The following is a 13878-nucleotide window of genomic DNA, read 5'->3' as shown; positions in this document are numbered from 1 at the left end:
GCCCTCTTAAGGAAAAATCAATTGCCTTGAAGAATGTCCATCTCCCGCGACGCAACTTCTTTGCCACTGCTTCGCGCAAGCACAGGAATGCGTAGGCTTTGTCCCGCACGCAGCGCCCCGTCCGGCGTAAGTGCATTGATGTCGATGATCGCCTCGCAAAGACGCTTTGCCTGAGCGGTGTCGTTCGTATAACGAAGTGCAATCGCAGATGCATTTTCATCTTCCTGTACGATGACAACATCGAAATCAGACGCGCGAAGATAGCGGTTTGAAAGATGCAGCGGGCTGGCGATAAGAAGCACCCCTACGATAATAAAAAACGGCAGCCACGCATGCTTCAGATCCATATTGCAAAACATAATGCGTTCTCCTTTCGCATATATACGAACATACCTTCTCAAAACCTTTGTTCGCCTATAATATATCATAGAACATTTGTTTTTGCAATAGAATATCGAACATTTTTTCGCTTTGCTTATCGCATTCGTGCTTCCCCTTCTTGACGCAATCCCATCGCCTGCTTACAATAGAGAAGCAATCGCGCGCGAAAGGAGCTTTTATGACACTGCAAGGAGCTGTTATTATCGAGCAGGGCGTGACCTTCGCCATCGTCGCGGTCAAACAGACTGTCACGGTGTATACGACGCGCAGTACCCAAATGCGACGTGCGCTCACGCCCTTTTTCCCGAACATGCCCATTATCCTCATGAGCCAGGACGCAAACGGCACACCGCATTATTACGGCCGAAAAGATATCGTGGATTTTCTAAAAACCGTTCGGCTCGACCAAATTCCATGGAAAGAATTCCATATTTACTGACGCAGGACTACGCCATTGGCCTAAGGGGCGTAACGCAACGACCCTTAGGCAGAAAGGATAAAAGAGGAATATTTATGAGTCTTGACGGTTTTTCGATGCGTCCGCTCGTCCGCGAGCTTGACGCTGCACTTTCTGGCGGACGCATCGATAAGATTACCCAACCCAATAAGCAATCCATCATTCTCGCCATCCGTCAGCCCGGCGAAAATCACCTGCTGCACATCTCCATCAACCCGCAGAACCCGTCTGCTCATCTGCTCCAAAAAAATCTCGAAAATCCGCCTGAGCCGCCCGTCTTTTGCATGGTGCTCCGCAAGCAGATTGAATCAGGCCGCATTGCCTCCATCCGGCAGCATGGGCTAGACCGCCTGCTTCTCATCGACATTGACGCGCTCGCGGCAGGCGGACAGATCGTAACGAAAACACTTGTGCTGGAGCTTATGGGCAAGTACAGCAACATCATCCTCCTGCAAGATAACATCATTGTGGACGCACTGCGCAAGATTGGCGAAAACAGCAGCCGCGTCCGCACGGTGCTTCCGGGTCAGCGTTACAAACTTCCGCCCCATCAGGAAAAACGCGACCTTCTCGCGGATGATCCGCATACGATCTTAGATGCGATCCGCGTCGACGGCGAGCAGCGTCTCGACAAGGCACTCCTTGCCACATGCATGGGATTCGGTCCCGTCTCAGCAAAAGAGGTCTGCTTCTCAGCGGGACTTGCGCCTGCAGTGCGCATTGCGACGCTTGATAAAGCAGATTTTGCAGCCGTCCGATCGGCCTTGGAAGAACTCCGAGCAGCGTGCGAAGAAGCGGCTTGTCCTACCCTTCTCGTCGACGATGCAGGCAAAGTTCTCGCCATGGCGTCCTTTCCGCTCCACTATCTCCCTGTGGCAACACCGCTTTTCTTCCCGACCGTCAGCGCAATGCTCGAAAAGGCAGATCTCCTCTTCGGCTCGTACGTGCTCCCCGACAAGGATCGCTTCAAAAAGCTCGTAAGAAATGAGCTGTCGCGCGCACAGAACAAGCTCGTGAAGCTCGATGCAGAAATCGAAGAGGCAGAAAATGCAGAAGCGTATCGCGTGCGCGGTGACAACCTGCAAACGTATCAATACGAGTTCAAGGACCACGCGGATGCGAGCATCACGGTTACAAATATTTACAGCGAAACGAGCAAGACGATCACCATCCCGCTTGATCAGCGGCTCACGCTCATCGAGAATATGCAAGCCTGCTACAAGAAGTATGACAAGCTGAAGCGCGCACAGGATCTCCTGCAAGTGCAGAAGCGGGAATGCAGGGCGGGTATCGCCTATCTCGAAAGCATTGAGGCTTCGCTGCTCGCCTCCTCGAGTCTCGGCGAAATTGCCGAGATCCAAAATGAGCTTATCACGACAGGCTATCTCCATGAAAAACCGAAAAAGAAACACCACGATAAACCTGTGCGCCCGTTCCACTTTCGTGCGCCCGACGGCACCGATATTCTCGTCGGGAAAAACAATTACCAAAACGACAGGCTGACATTCAAGACAGCACGCTACAACGATACGTGGCTGCACACAAAGGATATCCCCGGCTCCCACGTCATCCTGCAAAACGGAGGCGAAGAACCTGCTGAGGAAACGCTCCTGCTCGCGGCGAGCCTCGCGGCTCATTTCAGCAAGGCACAGGGCTCGTCGAAAATTCCCGTCGACTACACTGAGGCGCGTTACGTCAAAAAGCCATCCGGAAGCAAGCCAGGATTCGTCATCTTTACAAACCAGCGAACGCTCTATGTCACACCGGACATGAAAGCGCTCACACCGATTCTCATGCAGGATTCGATCACGTAGCCGTGCGGCATAAATCCGATCGAACAGACAAAATGCGCAGCAGCTTAAAGCTGCTGCGCATTTTGCATCCCCATCCATCCCCATGCGGGTCGTTCATTCCATGCAGTACACCATGATGGCATGCGGGATCGCATCAATGTGAATCGGCAGAGCAGGGCCGCACTCTCCGTCCAAATCGCTTTGCAGCGGTTCTTCCGAAGAAACAGTCAGACTCTTTGCCTGAATGTGAATCACGCTTTCCTTTTCCGAAATGGGCTTTCCCGCAATAAGATCCGCTGTAATTCCCATGAGCTTCGTTATGCTGCATTTCTCGACCGCGAGGAGGTCCAGCTTCCCGTCGTCAATCGCGATTCCTTCCGCAATGTTTTTCATGCTGCCGACGACGGCACTGTTCGCTACGACGAACAAAAAGATTTCCGCATCCAAGCGAACACCATCTGCCTCAATGCGGAGTGGAAAGGAATGGAATCGCGGCAGCTCGCCGATTCCCCTGATGTAGTATGCCATTTTGCCGAGCGCATTTTTAAGCCGCACATCCACTTCATGCGCAATCGAAGTCATCATGCCCGCACTCGCTACGTTGATGAAATAGGTATCCGCGACACGTCCAAGATCTGCTGGACGCACCTTCCCTGCCGCAATCGCATCGAAGTAGCGATCCATATCGGACTCGATGCCGAGAAACGTCGCAAAGTCGTTCGACGTTCCGCTCCCAATGATGGCAAGCGGCAAATCAAGATGCCCGTGCAGCATGAGATTGACGATTTCATGTACGGTACCGTCTCCGCCCGCAACAATGAGTCCATCCGGGGAAAGCGCACGCACGAAATCGACAAATCTTTCGTTTCCTCCTTTGCGCGTGCGATACGGGATCACGAGCATGTCGCGCGCCTGAAAGGCTTCGATGATCCAGTCGAGTTTATTCTTGAACGCCGCATGGCCGGAAACGGGATTATAAAAAAGCACAAACTGTTTCAAGTCTTACCTCCTACTCCGCTGGCTTTTCCTTCATGACGCCAATGCGGCACAGGAGGCGAATGCCGATACGACCAATCAACGGGATGCGAACGAGGTCTCCCTCTACGAGGCCGCCCGTCAAAAGCATTGCGGCGATGTAGATAAAGCAGCCAAAGAACACGGCGCCGAACGTCGAAATCGTACCGATCCCCCACCATGCAAACGTCCAGTCATAAAAGAAATAGACAGCTCCCGCCATAATGGCAGCAGAAAAAATCGTCTTCAAGAGCTGCACAAACTCCATGCGATAGCCGATAAACCGATAGATGAAGAAAAGATTGATGAGCGCCGCGACGCCCATATCCGCTGCCGTTGCCCATGCTGCGCCCATGATTCCAAGCCACGGAATTGCCGTGAGCTCCCAGTTCAGAACAACTTTCGCCGCAGCGGCAAGAATCATGTTGACCATCGGAATTGTCGGATGCCCGAGTCCTTGCAAAATCCCCGTCGAAACCTGATGCAGCCCCAAGAGTACAATGCTGACCGCGGAAATCATGACAGCCGGGCCGGCACCCGGCGCATTGTAAATCAAAGAGGCGATCGGCGTTGCGAGGACGAAGACGATGACAAACGCCGGGAAGCAGACAAAGTTCGATATGCGAACCGAAGCCGCCGTTTGGCTGAACACGCGCTTCATATCCCTCAATGCGCGCGCCTCCGATATGGCAGGCACGATGCTCATTGCCATCGATGCCGTAATGATGCACGAGAGATTGACGAGCGGAACGGCCATGCCCGTGAGGTAGCCAAACAACTCTGTCGCTTCATTGACGCTGTAGCCTGCGACCTCCAGCCGCTGCGGCACAATCATCAAATCCAGATTCGATACGACGGGCAGCATGATGCTCGCCGCCGAAACGGGAAGAGAAAGCGTAAAAATGCGGCGAATGATCGAAACCACGCTCTCGTTTTCCGTACCCGGCGCGGGCGCAAGATCATGCCCGTAGTCCTTTTCAATATCGCGGTCAAGCTTGATGTGATAGTAGACAAGGACGATAAGTCCTGTCACGGCTCCCGCAAGTGCGCCGAGCGAAGCGCCCGCCGCCGCATAGTCCAGCCCCCACGGCATGAGCAGGCTCGCGAGCAGGATCATCGTGATGACGCGGAAGATCTGTTCCACGATCTGTGAGACAGCCGTCGGCGTCATGCGCTGCCATCCCTGCAGGTAGCCGCGCGAACTCGCGAGAAACGTCACGAAAAAGACGGTCGGCGCGAGCACGACCATCGCCATATAAGCGCGCGGATCACGGATAAAATGCCATTCGATGAGCCAGTCCGCAGCAAAGTACGTCAACACCGAGAAAAAGAGACCCGTGATTAGCATGAGTCCCATCGAAATGTGAAAGACGCGACGCGCTCCATAAATATCTTTGAGCGCGACACGTTCTGCCGTAATAATCGAAATGGCAACGGGAACGCCTGCCTGTGATACGGTCATCGCAAAAAAGTAAATGGGAAAGGCCATCTGATAAAGGCCTATGCCCTCGCCGCCCAATATGCGCGAAACAAAAATCCAGTTCAGCGAGCCGATGACCTTGACGACGAATCCTGCGACCGTCAGGATGAACGTCCCTTTTAGGAATGACTCTCCCTTACTGGACTTCGATTCCTCTGCTATCTCATGACTGCTAATCGAAAACACCGCCTATATGAAGCAAACTTACATTCATGAAAATTGCTGTTACATTCATTCAATACGTAGGATTATATCATCATTGCCGAAATCATTCCAGTAATAAATCTGGAATGGACCGGATAGGACTCAGCTATGCAGGATATGCAGGAAGTGCGCTTGGTATCGCTGCATGAGAATGGGTAGGACGGCATCCAATCCTTCATGCGAATGAATCGTTTCCATCGCCGCTTTTCGTGCCTTCAGCAGGATATCCATATCCTGAAGGACATTTGCCACCTTGAGATCCGGCATGCCGTGCTGAAGCGAGCCGAAAAACTGTCCCGGCCCGCGAAGCCGCAAGTCCGCTTCGGCAAGCTTAAACCCGTCCGTCGTCTCCACCATGAGATGCAGGCGTTCCCTTGCGCTCTCCGTCTGCATCTCCGATACGAGGATACAGCATGAATCGTAGCTTCCGCGCCCAATGCGTCCACGAAGCTGGTGAAGCTGCGAAAGACCGAATCGCTCCGCATGTTCGATGACCATGACGGAAGCATTCGGCACGTTGACTCCGATCTCGATGACCGTCGTCGCGACGAGGAGCTGGATCTCGCCTTTATAGAACGCCTGCATCACGCGATCTTTTTCTGCCGCTTTCATGCGTCCGTGAACGAGTCCGCAGGAAATGCCGCGCATGATGTTTGCACGAAGTTCTTCGTAGACCTCTTCTGCCGCCATGAGATCCATCCCGTCGCTGTGTTCGACAAGCGGACATACGACGTATGCCTGCCGGCCGCTTTCGATCTGTTTCCTAACGTATTGATAGATGAGCGGACGTCTGCTCATCGGGCGCAAAAAGGTACGAATGGGCTTGCGCCCCGGAGGCAGATGCCAAATCGTCGAGACATCCAAATCCCCGTAGATGGTGAGCGTCATCGTGCGCGGGATCGGCGTTGCCGTCATGATGAGCGCATCTGGTATCATCTTCCCCTTTTCTGCAAGCTTCGCGCGCTGTGCAATGCCAAAGCGATGCTGCTCATCCGTCACGACGAGCCCCAGGCTCGCAAACGATACACCATCTTGTATGAGCGCATGCGTCCCGATGACGATATCGACATCATGAGCGGCAATCGTCTCGTAAATCGTCTGGCGTTTTTCCCTTCCCCATCTCCCCGTCAAGAGTGTGATCCGTATGCCAAGCGGCTCCAAAATTCGGCAAAACGATTCGTAATGCTGCTCGGCAAGAATTTCTGTCGGTGCCATGAGCGCGCCCTGAAGCCCATTTTCTACGGTCTTGACAAGCGCGAGCATCGCGATGACAGTCTTCCCGGATCCGACATCGCCCTGCACGAGCCGGCGCATCGGAATAGGGCGCTCCATATCGCGTTTGATTTCCTTCCACGCCGTCGCCTGATCCTCCGTCAAGGCAAAGGGAAGAAGAGACAAAAGCGTCCGAATGAGCTTGTGGTCGGGCAGATGGCGAATGCCTTTTTTTTCCTCATGGGTATGTTTCCGTATGAGGAAGAGACCGCACTGGATGAGGTAGAGTTCCTCAAAGGCAAGCGAGTCACGTGCGTGCTTGAGATGCGCCAAATTTTCGGGAAAGTGGATCGCGCGGACGGCATCCATGCGTCCCATAAGTTTGTACTTCGCGCAAATCTTTGGCGGAAGCGTCTCCTCTGCCGAAAAATCCTCTGCAAAAATCTGTCGAAAAATTTTATGGAAAAACGTTTGGCTGAGCGACCCCGCAACGGAGTAAATCGGGAAAATGCCGCAAAGGGATTCCGTTCCTTCCTGTCCATCCAAAATCTCAAAAGCCGTCACCCGTTTCATTGCAAGCTGGCCATGACCGCCAAACGCATAGCCAACCTTTCCCGCGATGAACACCTTGACGCCTGCTTTGATCTTGCCAGAAAGATAGCGCTGATTAAACCATGAAACGGATATCATGCCCGTTCCATCATCGATGTAAGCCATTAGGATGGAAAGCCCGCGCCGTGGCCTTTTTTCCTGCACCCGGCGCACGACGCCGCGTATGGCAGCCGGTTCATCCGGCACAAGGGATGCGATGGCTTTCACCCTGCTGCGATCTTCATATGCGCGCGGATAGTACGACAAGAGATCCTGTATCGTATCGATGCCGAGCCGATGGAGTTCGCTTGCTCTTTTCGGTCCGATTCCCTTGAGCGACCGGACATCCCGTTTCCAGTCCATGCAAAGGCCTCCTCTTTTTTTATTTCCGGCAAGCGAAAAGGAGAAAAAAGGGAGGCTTCCCAAACAGGAAGCCCCCTCACGCAATTCATTTGCCACGCCGCAATACGATAATCAGAGCTTCGGGCCTGCCGCAACAAGAGCCTTGCCCGTCGCCGTCGACGTGTACTTCTCGAAATTCTTGATGAAACGCGCTGCAAGGTCTCTTGCCTTCTTGTCCCACTCTGCCGGATCCTTGTAGGTATCCTTCGGGTCAAGAATATTCGTCGCAACGCCTTCCAGTTCCGTCGGAACCTCAAAGCCGAAGTACGGAATCTTCTTCGTCTTTGTCTTCTTGATGGCACCACTGTGGATTGCATCGATGATGCCGCGCGTATCCTTGATGGAAATGCGCTTGCCGCTGCCGTTCCAGCCCGTGTTGACGAGATACGCCTTCGTTCCATTCGCCTGCATTCTCTTGACAAGCTCCTCTGCATATTTCGTCGGATGCAGCTCGAGGAATGCCTGCCCAAAGCAAGCTGAAAACGTCGGCGTAGGCTCCGTAATGCCGCGCTCCGTGCCGGCGAGCTTTGCCGTGAACCCGGACAGGAAGTAATACTCCATCTGTTCCGGCGTCAGAATCGAGACGGGAGGCAGGACGCCGAACGCGTCAGCAGAAAGGAAGATAACACTCTTCGCTGCCGGTGCAGCACTGCGATCTGCGACGATGTCCTTGACCGTGCTCTTGATGTGATCGATCGGATAAGAAACGCGCGTATTCTCCGTGATGCTCTTATCCGCGAAGTCAATCTTGCCCGTGCTGTCGAGCGTGACGTTTTCAAGAAGCGCATTGCGTTTGATCGCGCCGTAGATATCCGGCTCCGACTCCATATCGAGATTGATGACCTTTGCATAGCAGCCGCCCTCGAAGTTGAAGACACCGTTATCGTCCCAGCCGTGCTCGTCGTCGCCAATGAGAAGGCGCTTCGGATCGGTCGAGAGCGTCGTCTTGCCCGTGCCCGAAAGACCGAAGAAAATTGCCGTGTTCTCGCCGTGCTTATCCGTATTGGCAGAACAGTGCATCGAAGCGATGCCTTTAAGCGGAAGGAAGTAATTCATCATCGAGAACATGCCCTTCTTCATCTCGCCGCCATACCACGTATTGATGATGACCTGTTCTTTTTCCGTCAGATTGAATACGACCGCCGTCTCCGAGTGGAGACCGAGTTCTTTGTAGTTTCCGACCTTCGCCTTCGAAGCGTTGTAGACGACGAAATCCGGCTCAAAATTCTTGAACTCCTCTTCCGTCGGCTGAATGAACATATTCGTGACGAAATGCGCCTGCCACGCAACTTCTACGATGAAGCGGACTGCCATGCGCGTATTCTTATTCGCGCCGCAGAACGCATCGACAACGTAGAGCCTCTTATTCGAGAGTTCCTTTTTCGCAAGCTCCTTGACCGCATTCCAAGCCTTCTGCGAAGCCTTGTGGTTGTCGTTCGGATACGCATCGGATGTCCACCAAACCGTATCGCGGGAAGTATCGTCCTCGACGATGTACTTGTCCTTCGGCGAGCGCCCCGTAAAGATACCCGTCTTGACGTTCACCGCGCCAAGCTCCGAAACCTGCCCCTTTTCATAGCCAGTCAATCCCTCTTTTGTCTCTTCCTCAAACAAGACCTTGTACGAGGGATTGTGCACGACTTCCGTCGTGCCCGTAATGCCATACCGAGTAAGATCGACTGTTGCCATAGCTCTCAACCTCTTTCACTTCGCGTTATTTTTCACATACCTATGTGAACGATTACCACAAAAAATATAGTATCTTATTTTGTCGTAATTGTCAACCATTTTTATGCATTTAAGACTATATGCCTCTTTTCTCAGAAAAAGCAAGCGACAAAACGCACGTCTCGTTTTATCGCTTGCTTTCTTGATTCGCTTTAGTTCGGATCAAAGTGCTTCCATGCATTTTCTAAAATCGCGTCACGCCGCTTGCGCGACGCGTCAAAATAGTCATAAATCGCCTGTCGGTCCTTTTTCTCCACTGCCTCGATGACCTCGCTCAGGATCGATTGAAGCTCATGCAAATTCGCCACGATCGCCTTTCCGTTCGTCATGCAGATATCCGCCCACATATCTGGATTCGAGGATGCGATGCGCGTCGTATCCCGAAAGCCGCCACCGATGAGCTTCAGGCACGACTCCATATCATCGCCCGAACGATTGAGAAGCGTCACCAGCGCCGCTGCCACAACATGCGGCACATGGCTGATAACGGAAGCGCAGCGGTCGTGGCTTTCAAGGTCGAGTTCCGTAAAGTTCGCGCCCGTATGGCGAAGTACGCGCATGAGCTTCTCATGCGCCTCGCGCGAAGCGCCCGTATCCTCGACGATGACATACGCCTTGCCTTTAAAGAGATCCTTTTTCGCCGCCTGCACGCCGCTTTTTTCGCGGCCCGTCATCGGATGCCCTGCGATGTAGTAGATATCGTCGGGCAGAATTTTTCTTAAGTGCTCCCAAATATACGCCTTCGTGCTTCCCGCATCCGTCAAAATTACCCCCTTTTTCAGATACGGAAGGATCTTTTCGACCATTGGAAGGATTTGGAGAACGGGCGGACTCAAAAAGACGATATCCGCTTCCTCCACGACTTTCCGCACGTCAGCGGATACCGCATCGACCGCACCGAGCGCAACGGCTGCATCCATGGACTTCTGCGTGCGGCAAAGCCCCGTGATATAGATGGAATCGCCCATTTTGTCCTTGAGACAAAGTCCGAGCGAACCGCCGATAAGGCCGACGCCGATGATGGCTAGATGGAGTTGTTTCATAGCTTGCGCCCCATGACCGTCGCAATCGCGCCAAGCTCTTCCATCAATGCATTGAAATTCTTCGGCGTGAGACTCTGGTCGCCATCGGACAGTGCGGCTTCCGGATGCGGATGCACCTCGATGATGAGGCCATCACAGCCGGAGGCGACGGCAGCGCGTGCCATCGGGCGAACCATCTGCCAACGGCCCGTTCCATGGCTCGGATCGACAACGACCGGCAGGTGCGAGAGTTCCTTGACTGCCACGACAGCGCTGAGGTCAAGCGTATTGCGCGTAAACGTCTCGTACGTGCGTATGCCGCGCTCGCAGAAAATGACGTTTTCGTTGCCACCGGCCATGATGTACTCAGCAGCGTTGAGCCACTCGCTGATCGTCGCCGAAAGACCACGCTTGAGCATGACGGGCTTTTTCGCCTTGCCGAGCGCCTTCAGAAGCTGGAAATTCTGCATGTTGCGCGCACCGACCTGGTAGAGATCCGTATACGCGCCGACAAGGTCGATATCATCCTTGTCGACAATCTCCGTGACGACGCGAAGACCTTCCTCGTCTGCAATCTTGCGAAGCATCTTGAGTCCCGTATCGGCAAGGCCCTGGAAATCGTACGGGCTCGTGCGCGGCTTGAATGCGCCGCCTCGCAGGAATCTTGCACCGCCAGCTTTGACGGCACGCGCCGCCTCGCGGAGCTGCTCCTCGCTCTCAACCGAGCAGGGACCTGCCATGACGACAATCGCATTGCCGCCGACCTTGACGCCGGCGACGTCAACGATCGTATCTTCGGGATGGAAGTTTCGGCTTACGAGCTTGTACTTTTCCGTGATGCGCACCGTCTTTTCGACGCCGTCCATCATGCCGACCTCAAGCCCGGCGATCTTCTTGCGGTCGCCGATGACACCGATGATCGTACAGTCCTCACCAGTCGAAAGGTGCGCCTTTAGCCCAACCTTCTCGAGGTGCTTCACCATACCGTGAATATTCTCCTTCGTCGCGTTCGGCTTCATTACAATAATCATGTCTGTTCCTCCTGCAAAGTGCTTTGCGCCGCGAAATGAATGTTCCCGAAGATTCCCCTGTCAATCGTTTATCAGACGCGGACCATTGCGATTTCATCGCAGTTCGGAAACTTCGGGCAATCGATGCATTCCTTCCATACCTTATGAGGAAGTTCTTCCTTCGTGATGGCCTGAAAGCCCATCGTTTGGAAAAATCCCGGCTTGTAGGTCAGCGTAAAGTATTTTTCGACGCCGAGTGCATCGCCCTCCTCGATAAGGCGGCGCACGATTTCTGCACCGATCCCCTGCCGCGTCATATCGGGTGAGACAGCGAGCGTGCGAATCTCAGCGAGCCGATCCCATATCACATGAAGGCCGCCGACGCCAACGAGCTTCCCCTCGTCCGTCACGGCGACGATCATATCGCGCAGTGTCTCATAAAGCGTATTGCGCGAGCGCGCAAGCATGACACCATCCGCCGCATAGGCATTGACGAGCTCGATAATCGCCTCGACATCCTGAAACGTTGCTTTCCTGTACTCCAACTTTATCCCCTCATTCGACGCCCGCACTCGGACAGACCGCCGCGAGCGGACAGCTCGCACAAGCCGGCTTTCGCGCCTTGCAGATCTTACGCCCATGCCAAATCAGCCAATGGTGCGCGTCGGACCACTTTTCCCGCGGAATCGCCTTCTTCAGCCCTTCTTCCACCGCAAGCGGCGTCTTTCCCACAGCGAGCTTCAGCCGATTCGCAACGCGAAACACATGCGTATCGACCGCAATCGCCGGATAGTGGAACGCGACGCTCATGACGACGTTCGCGGTCTTGCGTCCGACCCCCGGCAGCTTTTGCAGCGTTTCGAAGTCCGCCGGCACCTCACCGCCATACTCCCTACAGATCATTTGGCACGTCGCCAAGATGTTCTTCGCCTTTGTGTGGTAAAGGCCACAGTCTTTGATCTCTGCCTCAAGCGCGGAAAGTCCCATCGCTGCAATTGCTTCCGGTGTATTCGCCTTCGAAAAGAGGCGCGCTGTCGTAACATTGACGCGCTTGTCCGTACACTGTGCCGAGAGTATGACGGCAATCAAAAGCTCAAATGCACTCGAAAAATGAAGTTCTGGCTTTGTACCTCCATAGACACATTCGAGAATGGCTATCTGCTCCGCCTTTACCTTTTTCGTCACACGCATGACATACTCTCCCCCATCAATTCGTCAAGCTGCGCACGGGTGCAGGGATCCGTCCGCCACGTGCGATGAATGCATCAGAACTGTAGCGATCCGACACGGGAACGATCGGGCAGTAACCCAAGAGCCCGCCAAATTCGACCGTATCGCCTACCTTCTTGCCCGGTACAGGGATGACGCGGACGGCCGTCGTCTTATTGTTGATCATGCCGATTGCCGCCTCATCTGCGATAATGCCGGAAATCGTCGCCGCGCTCGTATCGCCCGCAATCGCAATCATGTCGAGTCCGACGGAGCAGACACACGTCATCGCTTCGAGCTTTTCAAGCGAAAGGCTTCCATTCGAAACGGCATGGATCATGCCCTCATCCTCGCTGACTGGGATGAATGCGCCAGAAAGGCCGCCGACGTGCGACGAAGCCATGAGACCGCCCTTCTTGACCGCATCATTCAAGAGTGCAAGCGCCGCCGTCGTGCCCGGTGCGCCGCATCCCTCAATGCCCATCTCTTCGATGATGCGCGCGACACTGTCGCCGACAGCAGGCGTCGGTGCGAGCGACAGATCGATGATGCCAAACGGTACGCCGAGGCGCTTCGAGGCCTCGCGCGCGACGAGCTGGCCGACGCGCGTGATCTTGAATGCCGTCTTCTTGATCTGCTCGGCAATTTCCGTAAAGTCTGCTCCCTTTAGCCCTTCCAGCACATGTTTGACGACACCTGGGCCGCTGACGCCGACGCTGACGACTTGATCTGCTTCACTGACACCATGGAATGCACCTGCCATAAACGGATTATCCCCCGGCGCGTTGCAGAATACGACGAGCTTCGCACAGCCAAGCGCCTCCTTGTCGCGCGTAAGCTCCGCCGTGCGCTTGATGATCTCGCCGATCTCGCGCACGCAATCCATGTTGATGCCCGCCTTCGTCGAGCCGAGATTGACGGATGAGCAGACGAGATCCGTAGCAGCGAGAGCCTGCGGGATGGAATTTATGAGCACGCGGTCGCCGTGCGTGAATCCCTTTTCGACGAGCGCCGAAAAGCCTCCGATGAAATCGATGCCGATCGCCTTTGCAGCGCGATCCATCGCCTCCGCCACGGGAACGTAGGAATCCGTCCTGCAGGCGTCTGCCGCAATCGCAATCGGCGTGACGGATACACGCTTGTTGATGATGGGAATGCCGTACTCCGCCTCGATGTCCTCGCCCGTCTTGACGAGAAACTCCGCCGACGTCGTGATCTTATCATAAATGTTCTGACAGAACTTTTCGAGATTCGGATGCGCACAGTCGCGAAGCGAAATGCCCATCGTGATCGTGCGCACGTCGAGACGATTTTCCATTATCATACGGTTGGTTTCAATAATATCATCTATCGTGATCAATGGATTCTTTCCTCC

12 protein-coding genes are annotated in these 13878 nt (G+C 54.3%); 2 read left to right on the top strand and 10 right to left on the bottom strand.

What is annotated here, in order from left to right:
* Positions 1-17: 17 nt before the first annotated feature.
* Positions 18-359, bottom strand: coding sequence for a LysM peptidoglycan-binding domain-containing protein (locus HMPREF1985_RS02075; protein WP_021770778.1), 342 nt, complete (start codon positions 357-359; stop codon positions 18-20).
* A 200-nt stretch (positions 360-559) separates the two neighbouring features.
* Between HMPREF1985_RS02075 and HMPREF1985_RS02070 the strand changes: the two genes are divergently transcribed.
* The gene (locus HMPREF1985_RS02070; RefSeq protein WP_021770776.1) at positions 560-820 is read left to right on the top strand and encodes a hypothetical protein; all 261 of its coding nucleotides are present in this window, start codon (positions 560-562) and stop codon (positions 818-820) included.
* 74 nt (positions 821-894) lie between these two features.
* Positions 895-2652 (top strand): Rqc2 family fibronectin-binding protein, encoded by a 1758-nt coding sequence (locus HMPREF1985_RS02065; RefSeq protein WP_021770775.1) that lies wholly within the window; start codon positions 895-897, stop codon positions 2650-2652.
* Between the two features lie 93 nt (positions 2653-2745).
* Here the strand turns inward: HMPREF1985_RS02065 and HMPREF1985_RS02060 are convergent, their stop codons facing one another.
* The 9 genes from HMPREF1985_RS02060 to HMPREF1985_RS02020 all read right to left on the bottom strand — a co-directional run bounded on the left by HMPREF1985_RS02060 (position 2746) and on the right by HMPREF1985_RS02020 (position 13863).
* Positions 2746-3630, bottom strand: coding sequence for a diacylglycerol/lipid kinase family protein (locus HMPREF1985_RS02060; protein ID WP_021770774.1), 885 nt, complete (start codon positions 3628-3630; stop codon positions 2746-2748).
* 10 nt (positions 3631-3640) lie between these two features.
* Positions 3641-5311 (bottom strand): putative polysaccharide biosynthesis protein, encoded by a 1671-nt coding sequence (locus HMPREF1985_RS02055; protein WP_021770773.1) that lies wholly within the window; start codon positions 5309-5311, stop codon positions 3641-3643.
* A gap of 120 nt (positions 5312-5431) precedes the next feature.
* A complete protein-coding gene (gene recG / locus HMPREF1985_RS02050; RefSeq protein ID WP_021770772.1) occupies positions 5432-7495 on the bottom strand; it encodes an ATP-dependent DNA helicase RecG in 2064 nt (687 codons plus the stop codon).
* A 111-nt stretch (positions 7496-7606) separates the two neighbouring features.
* Positions 7607-9223, bottom strand: coding sequence for a phosphoenolpyruvate carboxykinase (ATP) (gene pckA / locus HMPREF1985_RS02045; RefSeq protein WP_021770771.1), 1617 nt, complete (start codon positions 9221-9223; stop codon positions 7607-7609).
* A 191-nt stretch (positions 9224-9414) separates the two neighbouring features.
* On the bottom strand, positions 9415-10305 hold the full coding sequence (locus tag HMPREF1985_RS02040; protein ID WP_021770769.1) for a prephenate dehydrogenase: 891 nt from the start codon (positions 10303-10305) through the stop codon (positions 9415-9417).
* Positions 10302-11315 (bottom strand): 3-deoxy-7-phosphoheptulonate synthase, encoded by a 1014-nt coding sequence (gene aroF, locus HMPREF1985_RS02035; RefSeq protein WP_021770768.1) that lies wholly within the window; start codon positions 11313-11315, stop codon positions 10302-10304. The genes HMPREF1985_RS02040 and aroF overlap by 4 nt, the downstream gene beginning before the upstream one ends.
* Before the next feature lie 71 nt (positions 11316-11386).
* Entirely contained in the window at positions 11387-11839 is a 453-nt protein-coding gene (locus HMPREF1985_RS02030) for an N-acetyltransferase (protein ID WP_040636797.1), read from the bottom strand.
* 10 nt (positions 11840-11849) lie between these two features.
* Entirely contained in the window at positions 11850-12485 is a 636-nt protein-coding gene (gene nth / locus HMPREF1985_RS02025; protein ID WP_021770766.1) for an endonuclease III, read from the bottom strand.
* A gap of 16 nt (positions 12486-12501) precedes the next feature.
* Complete coding sequence (locus HMPREF1985_RS02020; RefSeq protein ID WP_021770765.1) at positions 12502-13863, bottom strand: PFL family protein; 1362 nt, start codon at positions 13861-13863, stop codon at positions 12502-12504.
* Positions 13864-13878 lie beyond the last annotated feature (15 nt).

It is taken from the genome of Mitsuokella sp. oral taxon 131 str. W9106 (assembly GCF_000469545.1).
GTDB lineage: Bacteria > Bacillota > Negativicutes > Selenomonadales > Selenomonadaceae > AWVT01.
This window is presented reverse-complemented; position numbering and strand designations above follow the sequence as displayed.